A 16,805-nucleotide genomic window follows, 5' to 3' on the forward strand; every position below is an offset into this window, starting at 1 on the left:
TAAGTAGTTGGTAAAATTATTTATTAATAACTGCTTTAAAAACAAGATCACTAGTTGCAAAAAAATCACTTTTTGTGCCATCTGCTGAAACAGTATAAGAATTAGTGTCTGGATCATACACTCCTTTTAAACCAAGTTCTGTTAAATTACTTTTTCCTAAGGCAGGACCACCTAAAGCTTCAAATGCTGCAACGTCTAATTTATTTGCATCATCAACTTTTAATGTTTTTTGTTCTTCTGATAACCATGCCTTTAAATTAGGACGCAAATCAACATATGTTGGTGCTGCTGCTTCTAAGTTTCCTCACATCACAGAACCTTTAATTGATTTAGCATCATCTTTTGCTACCATTTTAACATATACTTGTTTAAAAGTAGTTAGTTCTGGTTTAATAGTATCAATCGTAATATCTACTTCATTTCAAGGCAAATAAATGGAGATAATATTTTGAATCCCTTTTATTATTCCTGATTTTAAATCAATTTTATTTTCTACAATAACATTATCTTTTTTCAAATTAAATTTATCGCTTATTTTATCAAAAGCAAATAAATCTAAATTTAATTTGTAACCATTAATATCATTCCCGTTGTCCTTCTTTGGTGGAAAACATGCGACAACATTTGTACTAACTATTGTTCCTAGTGAGATACTAGTTAGTAGAACTAAAAATTTCTTCATTTCTTCATACTCCTTTATTAATTATTCTTTAACTAATTATAAACTAATTACTATTTTTATCATCATCAAAGAAAGGATTTTCTGTTTTTTTTACTGAATTATTTGTTTCTAACGATAATTTATCATTTTCTTCTTGTTGTTCTCTTTCTCATATCTCAGAATCTTGTCAATTTTTCTTTACAATAAAAATACGTTCCTCAACTCGAACAATTGATTCTAAGACCGAGAAAGCAATTGTTCCAGCAAAAACCATTGGAAATCAAACATATCAAAAAATACAAATTTGTATTGGATTTAAAATATTTGTATTAGCTAAAATTAAAAAAAATAAACTAATAGCAAAAATTAAATACTGACCAATATAAAAAATTTGCATAAAAATAATATGTTTTCGCAATAATTGAAAGGGAGTTCTTTTCAGCTCATAAATTCGTACTAAATGGTAAATAATAAAAATAACTATCGCAAAACCAATTAATACATAACCAAGTTTATAGCCGGTTGCGGCCGGAATATTTCATTTTTGTAATCCCAAAATTAAAAAAATTAATACTAAAGCGGTATATAAGATTACATTTGCGACACTAACTAGTGCTTTAATAGAAACTACTTTTGTCATTTTTATCTTCTCCTATAATTCTTTTTCATACATAATCATTGCTAAAACAGCAAGCGGTGCTGTTTCTGCTCGTAAAATTCGTTGCCCCAACGAAATCATATTATAGCCATATGTTGTTAAATACATAATCTCTTCTGTTGTAAAACCACCTTCTGGCCCAATTACAATCGTTATTGTCGTAAAATTTTGGTGCAAAAAATCTTTTAACTGTGAATTCTGCTCAGCTTTTTCATAGCAAACCAAGTTCACCTCACCTTGATACTTTTGCAAAACCTTTATATCACTTTCAACATTCCGAATGAAAGGAATTTGATTCCGATATGCTTGTTCACTTGCCTCTTTGCAAATTTTTGTTCAACGGGCAATTTTTTTTCCGTTATTTTCACCTTTTAATTGTACCACACAACGTTTAAACTGAAAGGGAATGATTTCAGTGACCCCCAATTCAGTAGCTTTTTGTAATAAATAATCTCATTTAGCACTTCGAATTAAACCAGCAATTAATCGAATTTTAATTGGGCTTTCATGGTTTTGATGTAATTTATTTGTTAATTTAAATAAATACTTTTGGGGTGGTAGAACTTCAATTGTTGTTAAATAATGTTCGGCATTATAAATACAAATAATTTGGTCATTATTTCTTAAACGCAGAACTTGTTTAATTTGTTTGACATCATCATCTGTTAAAACAAAATAATCATGTTTTAAAGTAGTAGCAAAAAAACGATGCATTATTTTTCATCTCCTAATATTTGTTGCATTATTTTATCTAATTGATCATATAAAAATGTTAATGAATCAGTAGTATGAATTTGATAATCTGGTTCAATATCTTTAAATAAAGTTTGTTGGATTTTTAATAACTGTTTTGTTTGAGATAATAATTGGTGATCACGAGCAGCAATCCGCGTTAAAATTGTTTTTTCACTAGCTGTAATTAAAATTTTAACTTTAAAAGGTACTGTTAAACTACTAAGACCAACGGCTTCAATTAAAAAATTTTGTGAAGAATTATTATTAATGATTGCCACTATTTTTTGATTTACTTTTGGTCACAAATAAGTATTTAATTTTTTATTAGATGTTTGATTAGTAAAAATAATATTTCGTAAATGTTGGCGATCTAATGTTCCATTTTTAACAACACCAGGAAAGTTTTTATTTAAAAAAACTAGAACCTCTGTTTCTTGCATAATTTCTTTAGCAATTTGATCAGCATTTAAATAAGTTAAATGATATTTATTCTGCAAATATGCACAAGCACTAGTTTTTCCAGCCCCAATATAACCATAAACCCCTATAATCATTCTTATTGCTTCCTTTCATACTTTTTTTAATAAGATGGTTTAATTTAATGCTAATAAATTTTCATTAACAATAACATTAAAAATAGCTTCCGCAACTGCTGAAGTTTCCGCCCCAGTATAATGAATTCCATCATATGTTGTTTGATTTTCGGGGTGCGGATTGGCCGTTAATTGTAAATTAACAACTGGGATTTTTAAATTAGCAAAGTATTTTTGATAGGCCGTTGGCAAAGAGGTTAATAATTCACCATCATGCATTGTTAATACTTTTGGTGGACAAACAACTAAAACTTTATAATTAACTTCTTCGTGATTATCGAGGTGAAAATTCTTCATTTGAGTAATTATTTGCCCTAATGAACTAACAATTTTTTCTTCAATTGGATAATCTGGTAATTCTTTTAATTTTGCATATGCATCATAACCAAAATAGTCATTTGTTCCTAAAAAAATAATAAATAAATCAAAGGGACTTGCTTTTTGATATAACGCTAATAAATTGTCCATCCCATTGTCTTGGGGAAACCCAAAATCAATTAATGGTTTAATAATTGTTCGCCCTGGTTGAGCATCAGCTTGAATTTCAACCGTAATTGTTTGATCATGTTGTATTAATAAATTTGCTAACTTTTTCGGTCAATTATCTGTTTCTTGCATTTTACCAGTGCCCATTGGCAAATAGCCAAATGTTAATGAATCTCCTAAAATTGCAATTTTTTTCTTCATTGAAACCACTCTCTTCTCTATACCAATATTTTATCTTACTTATAATTAATTATGCTCTAATTTTTAAAAGTTTGCAAAAAACAATGACAGAAAAAATTAGAAAAATTGATTCCCGCCTAGTTTTGGGATCTATATTAAATTGATAGCTATTTTCTTACCTTAATAATTGGTTTTTTAACTTCTTAATATAGTATTTTTATAAAACTAATAATATAATATTAATAATAAGTATTTTTTACTTATATCCTGAAAAACAATGAAAAATATAATATATTATTTATCAATAAAATATATGTAACATACCTAAGTTTTACCTTATATGGTCCAATATGTTAAATAGAAAATAGAAAGGTAATAAATTTATGCTTAAAGTAAAACCTATTACAAAAAAATTTTATGATTTAAAAATAGTACGCGAATTAATTAAAACATCATTTCCAAAGAATGAACGATTGCCATTCTGATTTTTGTTATGAAAAACACGAAAAAAATATGTTAATTTTTTAGCATTTTATGATGAAAATGTATTTGTTGGTTTTTTATATTTAGTAACTAAAGATGATTTAACTTTTGTATTATACATTGCTGTAAACAACAAAATTCAATCAAAAGGATATGGCAGTCAAATCCTAAATTATATAAAAATCCTCTATCCAAATAATAAAATAATTCTTAATATTGAGCAAATCGATGAGAATGCTGCTAATAATGAACAACGTAAAAAACGTCGAGCATTTTATCTTAAAAATGGTTATGAGAATAGTGGTATTGTTGTCCTTGAAAAAGGTAATATCTTTGAAAATCTAATTATTGGGGGTAATTGTAAAATAAAAGACTATCACGCGTTGCTTAGAAGATTTGTTGGCCCTTTCTTATATCTATTTTTTAAACCTAAACTTAGTTATTCACAATAGATTACTATTTAAAATAAATTATTATAAGTGAATATATTAAATTAAAAAGATAGTGAAAAATAGTATTATCTTTTTTATTGCTATTGAAGTTAATATTAAATTCTGAAAATTCCAGAAATAATGCTTCTTTTAATGAAATTAATTTAATTTAATCATATTATTATAGATAAAGTTTCCGTAACGCATATGCAACCGATGGAAAAATTGCAACAGCTAAGGTCATCTCAGGTAAATAATTTGTCGCTAAAATAAGCCAAGTAAACATTCGAAAAATATTTTGTTGGTCAGGATTAGTATAAATTAACGGTCCAATAAAATACATAAAAACTAACACAAAAATAGTATTTAAAGTTGCTGCAGTAAAAGCAATAATCATATTACAAATTTTTAAATAATGCTGTTGATATCATGTTAATTTAATAACTTGATTAGTATAAATCTTTGTTTCAATCTTATTTGAAATTTTTGTTAAAAAATAAGCTAAAACTCCAACACAAAGTCCCATCAAAACGCGGGGAACAACTGAAAACACGGTATTAATAAAAATAAAACTAGTGATTCCTGGTGAAATAAGGGTTTGAATTAGTGACGATAAACCAAACACAAGACCATAAATTAAACCTCCTCAAATTAAATTTAAATTCATTGTGACATATAAGGCATACATTCCAATTAAAAACAAAATATGCATTAATGTTAAGGCAACTGGTCCAATAGTAATATAACCCAATCAAGGAACTAAAGCAAACAATAAAAAAATAGCAATAATAATACTATTAATGGTAATCATTTTTGTTGTAATATTTCTCATTTATGCCTCCAATAATAATCCCTGTTTGCTATTATTGCATTATTATTTTTTTGCTCCTCAATGTCATTTTTTTAATTTTTCGGTATCAGCAACCGCCACATATGGCAAATTTCGTAGCCGTTCATTATAATCTAAACCAAAACCAACTAAAAAAACATGTGGAGCATCAAAACCATATCAATCAGCAATTAAGTCTACTTCCCGTCCCGCTTTTTTATCTAACAAAGTAACTACTTTAACGCTACGTGCTCCTTTTAAAGTTAAATAGTCTTTAATAATTTTAATTGTCTTTCCACTGTCAATAATATCTTCTACTAATAAAATATCCCGGTTTGTAACTGGAATCGGAAGATCTAATAAAATTTGCGGTACACCGTTACTTTTAACACCACCAAAATATGACGAAACTACCATGTATTCCGTTTCACATTCAACACCAACTAAATAAGAAATAAACTTTGCCATAAAAGGAATACAGCCTTTTAATAATCCTAAGCATAAAATTGTATTTTCTTGAACGGGATATTCATTAAGATAATAATTACTAACGGCCTGACCTAATTCTAAACATTTTTGCTCAATTTCCTCAGCTGTAATTAAAACTTCTTTTACGAGTGGATGTAATTTCATTTTCTTGCCTCACTTAATATTAATGATTTAATTATAATATAATCACGCCTTAATTAAAAGATACTTAATTTTAAAAATAATTATTTATAATGATTTTTTATATTTTTGAAAACTTTTCTTTAATTTTGTCGAAAACTCTTGATATTTATAGAATATATCTAATTTTAGGTATATTTTTAATATATAGAGGTAAATAATTGATGGAAAAAATAATTACAGAATTAAAAAACAGTTTTACAGATGATCAATTTTTAGAATTTGCTGAAAAAATAAAAAAAGAAGCAGAAGTAATCAAAAAACAAAAACGTTTAAATGAAATTGATCAAAAATTTAGAGATAAAGGCATTATATGTCCTGATTGTAAATCTTATCATTGTGTTAAAAATGGTCATAATCCCGAAGGAAAACAAAAATATTTATGTAAAAAATGTCGTGCTAGTTTTGATGCTTTTCGTCATCATTTTACTTATTGAAGTCATTTAAATTATGAACAGTGAAATTTATTAATTCAAATTTCATTATTAGGACAATCTAGTAAAATAATTTCCCGTTTTATTAAAACAACACCAAAAACTGCTTGATATAATCGTCAAAAATTAATGCAATCAAAACAATTAGAAAATACTCAATTAAAATTTAAAAAATTAAATGGTCAAATCCAAATTGATGAAACTTTTATTAAAGAAATCCATAAAGGTAATTTTAAAGATAAATTTGATAAACGAAAAACTCATCTTGATCCATTTTCAACTAATACCAAATGCTGTATTCAAATGGTAGTTGATAGCAATAATAATATTTTTGTTCAATCCACCAATACCAAACGATTACAAAAACAATGAATTATTGAAAATATGAATAAGCAATTAATTAAAGAAAAATCAATAATTATTTCTGACATGCAACCATTATATTTATTAGTAGCAAAACAAACAAATTCTACTCTATATTCTACCAAAACTAGTACAAACCCTGATACTAGTTATCGAAAGTTAAATAAGATTAGTAAATTACAATCGAGTCTTAAAGAAGCCTTAATTCATTATCATGGTTTGGGTTTCACTAATATTCAAAATTATTTAAATCTATGAAAATGAAAATACCAACATAAAGGTTTAACACCAAAACAACAATCAACGGTATTATATTTTAACGTTTAAAAAATTTAAAGCAAAATCATGATCTTAAACAAAATTATTTTTCAAATTGTCATATTGATGATTTTTTTATTTCATCAAGAGTTTTCGACAAAATTAAAGAAACTTTTTTACAAAAAAAAAAAAAAAACCTAGTTAAAATAATAGTATAAACCTCAGTAGTAGAACTAAAATGAAAAATGAAATTTATCATGGAATTATTAATTGTTTAGAAAACATTCGTGTCCATTTAAAATTAAGTCAATTAAAATTTGCGGCCTACTTTTCTTTTACACGCGAAGGTTATCGCCTTGCCATTGCAAAAGATACTAACAAAAATAAAAACTATGTTAAAATTGATTTATTAACTATCATAACTGCACATCGCTAAAATAAATATTGCAAAATTAAAAATAATATATTACAATAAAAATAACTTTCAAATATAAACACTTAATTATATTGAAAGTTTCAAACTATTTATAGTTTCCTACTACGAAACTTTTAAATGTAATTTAGTGTTTTTTTATTTGGAAGGAGTTTATAAAAATGAATACTGTTTTTATTCAAGATAATTTAACAAATAAAGGTCATAATGTAATTATGAATGATTTAAATTATGTTAAAAAAGAATATTATTTAAAAAAAAGTATTCTATGGTAATTATGTTAAAAATATTGTCTTACCGTTAGAATTAATTAATAATAACCCTCGTAATAAAATGGGAGTTAAAAATACTGGAAAAAATGATAAAAAACTATGAAATAATCGTATTCGCACTCAAGGAAATTGTATTCGCAAAGCATATCATAATTTTTCAAATTCAAAAAATTTAAGTTTTCTGACTTTAACTTATGCAGTTAATGAAACAAATGTAAAAAAATGTAAAAATGATTTAAAGTTATTTTTTAATAACATTAATCGTTGATGAAATAACCCTATTCGTTCTAAACATCATAAAGGAATTTTAAAATATATGTATACTTATGAATATCAACAACGGGGAGCAGTTCATTTTCATATCATATTAAACCAAAAAATACCAAATAGTGTAGTACAACAATACTGAAAACACGGTATTAATAAAAATATTAAAGTTCGTAGTGGAACAAACGAAGATGTTGTTAAATATCTTGCTAAATATATTGTTAAAACCGCTAATAATGATAAGTCACAAAATCATTATGATTTAAACATTAAAGCATATCAGTTTAGTAAAAATTGTAAAAATCCCAAAGTAAAAGTTGGGGTTGTTGAATTATCAGAACAAGATTTAATTTATTCAGTTAAAGATAACTTAAATTACTTTGCTTTTGGTGATAAAAATGGTTATAAAATTGGTTTTAGTTGTGATAGTTATTATGGTTTAGATAAGTTTAGAGAATATAAAAAATATGTTTCTGCTGATAGGAAAATATTTAAAAATTTAGTTAAAAATACTAATTTCACTGTTAAAAAAGTCAAAATTTAAGGTGTTAAAATTAAAAAAATGAGTTAAAAACTCATTTAAAAAAGTGGTGATTACCTACTACAACAATCACCACAAATTAATTAAAACAAAAAAAAAAAAAAACAAGATGGGGATATATATTTTACAATATCTTTATTTTTTGTGCTGAAAATTTGACTTTAATTTTGTCGAAAACTCTTGATATTTATAGAATATATCTAATTTTAGGTATATTTTTAATATATAGAGGTAAATAATTGATGGAAAAAATAATTACAGAATTAAAAAACAGTTTTACAGATGATCAATTTTTAGAATTTGCTGAAAAAATAAAAAAAGAAGCAGAAGTAATCAAAAAACAAAAACGTTTAAATGAAATTGATCAAAAATTTAGAGATAAAGGCATTATATGTCCTGATTGTAAATCTTATCATTGTGTTAAAAATGGTCATAATCCCGAAGGAAAACAAAAATATTTATGTAAAAAATGTCGTGCTAGTTTTGATGCTTTTCGTCATCATTTTACTTATTGAAGTCATTTAAATTATGAACAGTGAAATTTATTAATTCAAATTTCATTATTAGGACAATCTAGTAAAATAATTTCCCGTTTTATTAAAACAACACCAAAAACTGCTTGATATAATCGTCAAAAATTAATGCAATCAAAACAATTAGAAAATACTCAATTAAAATTTAAAAAATTAAATGGTCAAATCCAAATTGATGAAACTTTTATTAAAGAAATCCATAAAGGTAATTTTAAAGATAAATTTGATAAACGAAAAACTCATCTTGATCCATTTTCAACTAATACCAAATGCTGTATTCAAATGGTAGTTGATAGCAATAATAATATTTTTGTTCAATCCACCAATACCAAACGATTACAAAAACAATGAATTATTGAAAATATGAATAAGCAATTAATTAAAGAAAAATCAATAATTATTTCTGACATGCAACCATTATATTTATTAGTAGCAAAACAAACAAATTCTACTCTATATTCTACCAAAACTAGTACAAACCCTGATACTAGTTATCGAAAGTTAAATAAGATTAGTAAATTACAATCCAGTCTTAAAGAAGCCTTAATTCATTATCATGGTTTGGGTTTCACTAATATTCAAAATTATTTAAATCTATGAAAATGAAAATACCAACATAAAGGTTTAACACCAAAACAACAATCAACGGTATTATATTTTAACGTTTAAAAAATTTAAAGCAAAATCATGATCTTAAACAAAATTATTTTTCAAATTGTCATATTGATGATTTTTTTATTTCATCAAGAGTTTTCGACAAAATTAAAGGAAATTTGAAACTCGCAGCGAACAACATTAGTGCAATCCGTTAATAAAGCAAAAATTAAAGCTGATGATATTATTGGAATTGGAATTACAAACCAACGCGAAACAGTTGTAATGTGAGATAAACGCTCTGGTTTGCCAATTTATAATGCTATTGTTTGGCAAGACCGTCGTACCGCTAAATATTGCGATGAATTAATTGCCGAAGGAAAAAGCGAATTAATTCAAACAAAAACCGGCTTAGTTATTAATCCTTATTTCTCTGCCACAAAAATAAAATGAATTTTAGAAAATGTTAAAGAAGCCAAACAATTAGCAAAAGATAACAACTTATTATTTGGGACAATTGATACTTGATTAATTTATCGATTAACTGGTGGGAAAACACACGTAACCGATGCAACTAATGCTAGTCGTACAATGTTATTTAATATTCACACCAAAGAATGAGATGATGAATTACTAACCTTATTAAATATTCCAAAAGGAATTTTACCAGCAGTTAAATCTTCTTCTGAAATTTATGGTCATACCTTCCCAGGATTGTTAAGCAAAGATACGGACATTCAAATTCCAATTGCTAGTGCCATTGGAGACCAACAAGCAGCTTTATTCGGACAACTTTGTTTAGAACCAGGCGAAGTTAAAAATACTTATGGAACAGGGTGTTTTATTTTAATGAATACCGGACAAACACCAATTAAATCAAATAATGGTTTATTAACAACGATTGCCCTTGATTATAAAGGAGTAACAACTTATGCCTTAGAAGGTTCCGTCTTTGTAGCAGGTACTGCTGTTCAATGATTACGTGATCAAATTAAAATTATCTATCATGCCAGTGAAACTGATTGATATACAAAACTTGTTAAAGATGACCAACAAGTTTATGTTGTTCCTTCTTTTACCGGTTTAGGATCACCATACTGAGATTCTTATTCACGTGGGGCAATCTTTGGATTAGAACGAGGAACAAAACGTGAACACTTAGTAAAAGCAACATTAGAATCATTAGCTTACCAAGCTTATGATGTTATTGTTGCAATGGCCGAAGATCTTAAAAAACCAATTAAAAGAATTAAAGTTGATGGCGATGCTAGTCGAAATGAATACCTAATGCAATTCCAAGCTGATATTACACAAGTAGAAGTAGTCCGTCCAAAAAGCATTGAAACAACGGCAATGGGCGCGGCTTTTTTAGCGGGGTTAGCTGTTAATTTCTGAACATCCCGTGATGAAATTAAACAAATTCTGACCGTTGATAAAACATATAAAGCTAAATTAGACCAAGCAATTGTTCAAAAACTATTAAAAGGTTGAAAGGTTGCTATTAGTCGAACTTTAAATTGATTAAAAGATATTGAATAAAAAAAATAACCTTACGGTTATTTTTTTAAATGTAATACATGTTTTTTTAAATTATAGAATGTTTTAATTCCATCATATTCAGCAACTGTTCCCAATTCATCTTCAATTGCTAATAAACGATTATATTTTGCAATGCGGTCACTTCGTGACATACTTCCAGTTTTAATTTGACCAGTGTTTAAAGCAACTGCTAGATCAGCAATTGTTGAATCCTCAGTTTCTCCTGAACGGTGTGAGACAACTGTTGTTCAACCTGCTTTTTGTGCCAATTGAATTGTATCAATTGTTTCTGTAACTGTTCCAATTTGATTTAATTTAATTAATATCGAATTAGCTGCTTCATTGGCAATTCCTTCAGCCGTAATTTTTGGATTTGTAACAAATAAATCGTCTCCCACGATTTGAATTTTATGACCCATTGTTTTCACTTGCAATTCAAACCCTGCTCAATCTGCTTCTGCTAAACCATCTTCAATTGAAATGATTGGATATGCATCCACTAATTTATCTAAATACTTGATTAATTCTTCGGTTGACATTGCATATTCTGCCCCAGTTACTTTTTCAATTTTCTTAAAATGATATTTTTTATCTTCAAAATATAATTCTGATGAAGCACAATCCATTGCAATCATAACACCATCTTGTCCTGGTTTATATCCAGCCGTTTTAATTGCTTCAACAATCAAATCTAAAGCCACTTCGGCTGGTGTTTTTGCTTGGAATGATGCTAATGATTGATCTTTATATGCTCAATTAAAGTGTGGAGCAAAGCCCCCTTCATCACCTACTGCTGTAATATCGCCTTTATCATGCAAGATTTTTTTTAATGTATGAAAAATTTCTGCTGATCATCGTAAAGCCTCTTTGAAACTTGGTGCTCCAACAGGCATAATCATAAATTCTTGAAAATCAATTGCGCTATCCGCATGTTCTCCTCCGTTAATAATGTTTAACATTGGCACTGGTAATTTCTTAGCATTAACACCACCTAAATATTTATATAATGGTATTTCTAACTCACAAGCTGCTGCTTTAGCAACAGCCATTGAAACTCCAAGCATCGCATTAGCACCTAAATTCTTTTTGAAATCGGTTCCATCCAATGCAATCATTGCCTTATCAATTGCAACTTGATCAAGTACTTCCATTCCAACAAGTTCTTCAGCAATTTTTGTATTAACATTATTAACAGCTTTTAAGACACCTTTCCCCTGGTAGCGTCCTTTATCACCATCACGTAATTCCAATGCCTCACGACTTCCTGTCGAAGCTCCTGATGGGACCATTGCTGAACCATAGCCAGCAAATTCTGTTCAAACCTCAACTTGAACAGTTGGATTTCCTCGTGAATCAATTACTTCACGAGCATAAATTTTCTCAATTTTCGACATATTTTTATATTCTCCTTTTAAGTCTATAAGTTTATTATATTCTTTGTTCAAAAAATAGTAAATAAATTAGAATAAAAATTCAAGAAAAAATATCATTTTTACCTTTTTTAAGGGTAAAGCTAAAATTATTTGCTATGATATTACTAATATTATTAATTTTAGAACAGGACGGAAAAAGAATGAACGGAAATAAACCAACAATTGTTTCAGGAATTACGACCACGGGACAATTGACATTAGGAAATTATATTGGGGCAATTAAAAACTTTATTGACCTTCAAAAAGATAATAACTTGATTATTTTTGTGGCAAACTTACATGCCATTACTATTCCAATTGGAAAAGAGGAATTACAAGGTAATATTAAAAATATGATTGCTTTATATTATGCTTGTGGCTTAGATCCAAACAAAGCAATTATTTATGTCCAATCAGATGTCTTAGAATTAACACAGCTGAGTCATATTTTATTATGTAATACAACTGTTGGCGAATTATCACGAATGACTCAATTTAAAGATAAATCAATTAAAATGAAAGCCGAAAATGGAACGGAGTTTATTCCAACGGGTCTTTTAACTTATCCAACTTTAATGGCCGCGGATATTTTATTATATGATGCCGATTTAGTCCCCGTTGGTAAAGACCAAAAACAACATATTGAATTAACCCGAAATATTGCGGAACGAATGAATAATCGTTATCAACAAAATGTTTTTAAAATTCCAAATGATTTTATTCCTACAATTGGGGGGAAGATTATGGATTTACAAAATCCAACAAAAAAAATGAGTAAATCTTCAAATGATCCAAAAAGTTTTATTGGTTTATTAGACACCCCAGATCTTGTTCATAAAAAAATTCGCGCAGCAATAACTGATTCTGATGGAAAAATTGCATATGATCCTGACAAGAAACCAGGGATAAGTAATCTCTTAACAATTTACGCTGTTTTAAAAAATATCACAATTGAAGCAGCTGTCAAAACATTCACTAATTCTGATTATGGACAATTAAAAACAGAATTAGCAACTACAATTAGTGCAAGCTTAGAACCAATTCAAACAAAATATCATCAATTAATTAAAGATGACACAATTGATCAATTAATTGCCGCTGGTGCTGAAAAAGCACGTTATCTAGCCAATAAAAAATTAACAGAAATTAAAAATATTATTGGACTAAATTATAAAAGAAAATAATCCTAAGGGATTATTTTCTTTTATAATATTTATTTTGATAATTTCCTACTATAATTATTCCTTTGTAATCTCATATTTTAAGTTATTTAATTGTCACTGATAATTATTCTTTTGATCACTAACATTAAACTGAAATTTACCTTGCTTGCCAATTTGACTAGTATCTAAATCATTAAACTGAAAATTAATTTTATCCATTAAATAATTATGTAAATCAACAATATTTTTAATTATGGTAATATTACTAATTTTAAAATTATCAGAATTACTATAAACATTTGCTAATCATTTTTTAATAATTGCTTCTTTAGTAATATTTTGAACAAAAGTAAAAGTTGGATGAGTTTGGATATAATTAATTAAATAATCTGATAAGTCTTTATTAATTTCATAATTTCAAAAAACATTACTATTTAAATTAATGGTTAAATAATACATTGTTGTTGTTAAATGTTCACCATCAATTATAACTTCTTGCATCGTTGTTTCACCCTTTGTATAAGTATACGCAGTAGTATTTTTAATTAATGGAAATATTTCAAAATCACGATACAATTGGTCAAGAGTTGGTAACTTTGTTGGAATTGCGGCAAGATATGTTTTAAATAAAATATTTTGTTTTGGCAGTTCAAACGTTGATACTACCGCTGAATTATTAAAATCATAATTAATAAGTGGCGCTAACGTGTGAGCTTCTTTATCTTTTGTGAAAGTTGTAAAAATTGTCTTATCATTGTCATGTTTAATCCAATAATCACCTTCACCAGTAAAAGCCTGTAGAGTAAATTGGGATAGGAAATGGGTAACATCTGCTTCCATATCAGTATTTTGATCTGGAACATAATGTTTGACTACTTGTTGACAACTAATTAGTGATGTTACGGGAGTCCCTATGATGATAATTGTTCCCAATACACCTATTATTTTCTTCATTATTTCATTCCTTTTCTCAAAATTATATTGTAAATTATAACAAAAAATAAAAAAGATTTTTAAAATTATTAAACAATAATTTTAAAAATCAACATGATTTGGATCAGGACCTAATCTTTCTTGCGCTAAAGCAAATAAGTTTGTCATATCGTCCTCATCTAAAATAAAATCATCAAGTTGGGTATTAGCAATAAGACGCTCCTTGTGGGTTGATTTTGGAATAACAACAATGTTCTGTTGCACTGCTCATTTTAAACAAACTTGCGCTGGACTTTTTTGATGCTTTTCGGCAATTTTTAAGATAATATGATTTCTTGCACATTCTCCCCGCATTAATGTTGCTCATGATTCAATAATAATTTCATTTTGCTGACAAAATGCAACCACCGCAGTGTTATTTAAACCTGGATGTAATTCAATTTGATTAACCATTGGTTTAACATCACTACCTGCTATTAGTTCTTCCAAATGACTAACTTCAAAATTGCTAACACCAATTGCCCGCAGTTTTTTTGCTTTATAAGCCGTCTCTAGAGCATGAAAACATTCGACACGATCTACTGTTGGCCAATGGACTAAACATAAATCTAAATAATCAGTCTCTAATCTTTTTAAAATCTGATCGATTTCATGCAAAGCCGCATCATACTTATGATTAGCATTTCAAATTTTACTTGTAATAAAAATTTCTGTTCGGGGAATCCCACTATCTTTTACTGCTTTACCAATTGATTCTTCATTACCATAATATTGCGCCGTGTCAATATGACGATAACCATTTTGAAGCGCTGTTAAGACTGTTTGATAAGTTTCAGTTCCATCCACTAATTTATAAGTTCCTAAACCAATTAATGGTATTTCAAGACCATTTCAAAGTTTTAATTTTGTATTAAGTAATTTCATTTCAACTTCACCTCTTTTTGCAAACCTTTACTTATATTGTAATGTTGTTTAAAAAAATAACAAGGCGAACTATTATTCTTCTAAAAATTCTTTTTTTACATAACAACTAGTTCCTAACATTAAATTAGCTAAATATGTTGTTTTAAATTTAATAATATCCCCAATAACTAACTGACCACAATAGTCGGTAACATCTAAAATCGTATGATCACTAGATTGCCCTAAAATAGTAATTCCTTTCTCAAAAGGAATTAGTTCTTCAAATGCGCAATCTTGACGTCCCAAAGCAATTATTGCCTTGACGCGATTGCCAATATCATTAAATTCTTTAACCCTGCCAAAGGCATCCAACCCCCGTTCTCCAATTGATGCACTTGGTTTGATTTGTAACTCAATAATTTCTGCTTCTAACCAAACATTATCTTGGTATAAAAAAGGAATGGGTTCATCATTCAAACCCAAACCCATTAATAGCGCCGTCCCACTTCGGATTTGATTAAGGGCCGGTTTTAAATCAGGACTATCTCAAATGGTTATATGACTTGAATTACCACAACTAATAATTGGTAATGTAATATTAAATTGCTGTTCTAATTTTTGTTTTAGCATTGTTAATTGATTTAATTTAGCAACTGTTGGAATTGTTGCGCCAAAACAAGCAAAGTTAGTTCCTAATCCTTTTAAGATAAGATGTGTTAATGATGAAATACTGGCAACTGTTTGAAAAATTAAGGTTTCATCTCATAATCCTTCACGAATATCACCAGTTTCAATCATTAAAATTATTTCTATTTTCTTATTAATCTGCTGTGCTGCGTGATTTAAAGCCTGAATTGTTACTAGTTCAGAAACCAGCACACAATCAACAATATCAACAATGCTCGGAATCTCACTTAACATTGGAAACCGTAATAGCATTTTTTTGACTGGCAAATGAGCAAATTGCTGTAAATTTAAAATTCGTGAATCAGCAATCGTTGTAATACCCGCTGCAATTAATGTCCTGACAATTTTTTCTTGTCCCGCCCCTAATTTAACAACACCAACAAGTTCTAAATTTCTTGTCTTACATGCTGCCACCATAATTTGACAATTTGCTTTAATTCGGGCCAAATTTCATATTAACTTTGGATACATAGTTTTTCCCTATCTTCTTTATTTTACACCTCGGCAAGTTCTTGCTCTAATTGTGAATCGTTTAAAATTTTATCATACTGCTAATGAATTTTATGATGCGTAGTATTTAATTGGCTAATATTTCCGTTTAATTTAGCAAAGTTTTTTGTAACCTCTTCTCACCGTTCGACTCAGCGATCAAACTCTGCTTTTATTTTTAATAAGTTATTTTTAATAACTTCTAAATTCTTATTAAAAGTAACTTCCCGCATATGCTTCTCTAGCACAAATAAAATTG

At 27.8% G+C, this 16,805-nt stretch carries 19 protein-coding genes; 7 read left to right on the top strand and 12 right to left on the bottom strand.

What is annotated here, in order from left to right; translation table 4 throughout:
- Positions 1-16: 16 nt before the first annotated feature.
- From ACQH24_RS05885 to ACQH24_RS05905, 5 genes are read right to left on the bottom strand one after another with little or no spacing between them, the layout of a single operon-like run.
- Complete coding sequence (locus ACQH24_RS05885) at positions 17-682, bottom strand: lipoprotein (protein WP_425379683.1); 666 nt, start codon at positions 680-682, stop codon at positions 17-19.
- 43 nt (positions 683-725) lie between these two features.
- The gene (locus ACQH24_RS05890) at positions 726-1,301 is read right to left on the bottom strand and encodes a hypothetical protein (RefSeq protein ID WP_425379684.1); all 576 of its coding nucleotides are present in this window, start codon (positions 1,299-1,301) and stop codon (positions 726-728) included.
- Positions 1,302-1,313: 12 nt separating this feature from the next.
- The gene (locus tag ACQH24_RS05895; protein ID WP_425379685.1) at positions 1,314-2,033 is read right to left on the bottom strand and encodes an RsmE family RNA methyltransferase; all 720 of its coding nucleotides are present in this window, start codon (positions 2,031-2,033) and stop codon (positions 1,314-1,316) included.
- Positions 2,033-2,608 (bottom strand): dephospho-CoA kinase, encoded by a 576-nt coding sequence (gene coaE, locus ACQH24_RS05900; protein WP_425379686.1) that lies wholly within the window; start codon positions 2,606-2,608, stop codon positions 2,033-2,035. Before coaE ends, ACQH24_RS05895 begins: the two co-directional genes overlap by 1 nt.
- A gap of 39 nt (positions 2,609-2,647) precedes the next feature.
- Positions 2,648-3,334, bottom strand: coding sequence for an SGNH/GDSL hydrolase family protein (locus ACQH24_RS05905; protein ID WP_425379687.1), 687 nt, complete (start codon positions 3,332-3,334; stop codon positions 2,648-2,650).
- A gap of 362 nt (positions 3,335-3,696) precedes the next feature.
- On the opposite strand from ACQH24_RS05905, the gene ACQH24_RS05910 reads away from it, so the two are divergent.
- The gene (locus ACQH24_RS05910; protein ID WP_425379688.1) at positions 3,697-4,248 is read left to right on the top strand and encodes a GNAT family N-acetyltransferase; all 552 of its coding nucleotides are present in this window, start codon (positions 3,697-3,699) and stop codon (positions 4,246-4,248) included.
- Positions 4,249-4,408: 160 nt separating this feature from the next.
- On the opposite strand, the gene ACQH24_RS05915 is transcribed toward ACQH24_RS05910, so the two are convergent.
- Positions 4,409-5,059 (bottom strand): ECF transporter S component, encoded by a 651-nt coding sequence (locus tag ACQH24_RS05915; RefSeq protein ID WP_425379689.1) that lies wholly within the window; start codon positions 5,057-5,059, stop codon positions 4,409-4,411.
- Between the two features lie 42 nt (positions 5,060-5,101).
- On the bottom strand, positions 5,102-5,689 hold the full coding sequence (gene hpt / locus ACQH24_RS05920) for a hypoxanthine phosphoribosyltransferase (RefSeq protein ID WP_425379690.1): 588 nt from the start codon (positions 5,687-5,689) through the stop codon (positions 5,102-5,104).
- A gap of 200 nt (positions 5,690-5,889) precedes the next feature.
- Here hpt and ACQH24_RS05925 point away from each other — a divergent pair, with 200 nt between their 5' ends.
- The 5 genes from ACQH24_RS05925 (at position 5,890) to glpK (ending at position 10,959) form a co-directional block, all read left to right on the top strand.
- On the top strand, positions 5,890-6,849 hold the full coding sequence (locus ACQH24_RS05925; RefSeq protein ID WP_425379371.1) for a transposase: 960 nt from the start codon (positions 5,890-5,892) through the stop codon (positions 6,847-6,849).
- A gap of 169 nt (positions 6,850-7,018) precedes the next feature.
- Positions 7,019-7,216 carry a hypothetical protein gene (locus ACQH24_RS05930; protein ID WP_425379691.1) on the top strand — a complete coding sequence of 66 codons (198 nt, stop codon included), beginning with the start codon at positions 7,019-7,021 and terminating at the stop codon, positions 7,214-7,216.
- Between the two features lie 330 nt (positions 7,217-7,546).
- Positions 7,547-8,296, top strand: coding sequence for a rolling circle replication-associated protein (locus ACQH24_RS05935; protein WP_425379692.1), 750 nt, complete (start codon positions 7,547-7,549; stop codon positions 8,294-8,296).
- Positions 8,297-8,535: 239 nt separating this feature from the next.
- Positions 8,536-9,495, top strand: coding sequence for a transposase (locus ACQH24_RS05940; protein WP_425379371.1), 960 nt, complete (start codon positions 8,536-8,538; stop codon positions 9,493-9,495).
- Positions 9,496-9,552: 57 nt separating this feature from the next.
- A complete protein-coding gene (gene glpK / locus ACQH24_RS05945; RefSeq protein ID WP_425379693.1) occupies positions 9,553-10,959 on the top strand; it encodes a glycerol kinase GlpK in 1,407 nt (468 codons plus the stop codon).
- 17 nt (positions 10,960-10,976) lie between these two features.
- On the opposite strand, the gene eno is transcribed toward glpK, so the two are convergent.
- Positions 10,977-12,353 carry a phosphopyruvate hydratase gene (gene eno / locus ACQH24_RS05950; RefSeq protein ID WP_425379694.1) on the bottom strand — a complete coding sequence of 459 codons (1,377 nt, stop codon included), beginning with the start codon at positions 12,351-12,353 and terminating at the stop codon, positions 10,977-10,979.
- A 179-nt stretch (positions 12,354-12,532) separates the two neighbouring features.
- Here eno and trpS point away from each other — a divergent pair, with 179 nt between their 5' ends.
- Complete coding sequence (gene trpS, locus ACQH24_RS05955) at positions 12,533-13,555, top strand: tryptophan--tRNA ligase (protein ID WP_425379695.1); 1,023 nt, start codon at positions 12,533-12,535, stop codon at positions 13,553-13,555.
- A 54-nt stretch (positions 13,556-13,609) separates the two neighbouring features.
- Here trpS and ACQH24_RS05960 read toward each other — a convergent pair whose 3' ends face one another.
- From ACQH24_RS05960 to ACQH24_RS05975, 4 genes are all read right to left on the bottom strand, one after another.
- Positions 13,610-14,488 (bottom strand): hypothetical protein, encoded by an 879-nt coding sequence (locus ACQH24_RS05960; protein ID WP_425379696.1) that lies wholly within the window; start codon positions 14,486-14,488, stop codon positions 13,610-13,612.
- Positions 14,489-14,569: 81 nt separating this feature from the next.
- Positions 14,570-15,391 carry an aldo/keto reductase gene (locus ACQH24_RS05965; RefSeq protein ID WP_425379697.1) on the bottom strand — a complete coding sequence of 274 codons (822 nt, stop codon included), beginning with the start codon at positions 15,389-15,391 and terminating at the stop codon, positions 14,570-14,572.
- A 72-nt stretch (positions 15,392-15,463) separates the two neighbouring features.
- Positions 15,464-16,528 carry an alanine racemase gene (locus ACQH24_RS05970; protein ID WP_425379698.1) on the bottom strand — a complete coding sequence of 355 codons (1,065 nt, stop codon included), beginning with the start codon at positions 16,526-16,528 and terminating at the stop codon, positions 15,464-15,466.
- Between the two features lie 80 nt (positions 16,529-16,608).
- Positions 16,609-16,779, bottom strand: a complete 171-nt coding sequence (locus tag ACQH24_RS05975) for a hypothetical protein (RefSeq protein WP_425379699.1) — start codon at positions 16,777-16,779, stop codon at positions 16,609-16,611.
- Positions 16,780-16,805: the final 26 nt, after the last annotated feature.

It is taken from the genome of Spiroplasma endosymbiont of Stenodema calcarata (genome assembly GCF_964031205.1).
In the GTDB taxonomy this organism is placed as follows: Bacteria; Bacillota_I; Bacilli_A; order Mycoplasmatales; family Mycoplasmataceae; genus Spiroplasma.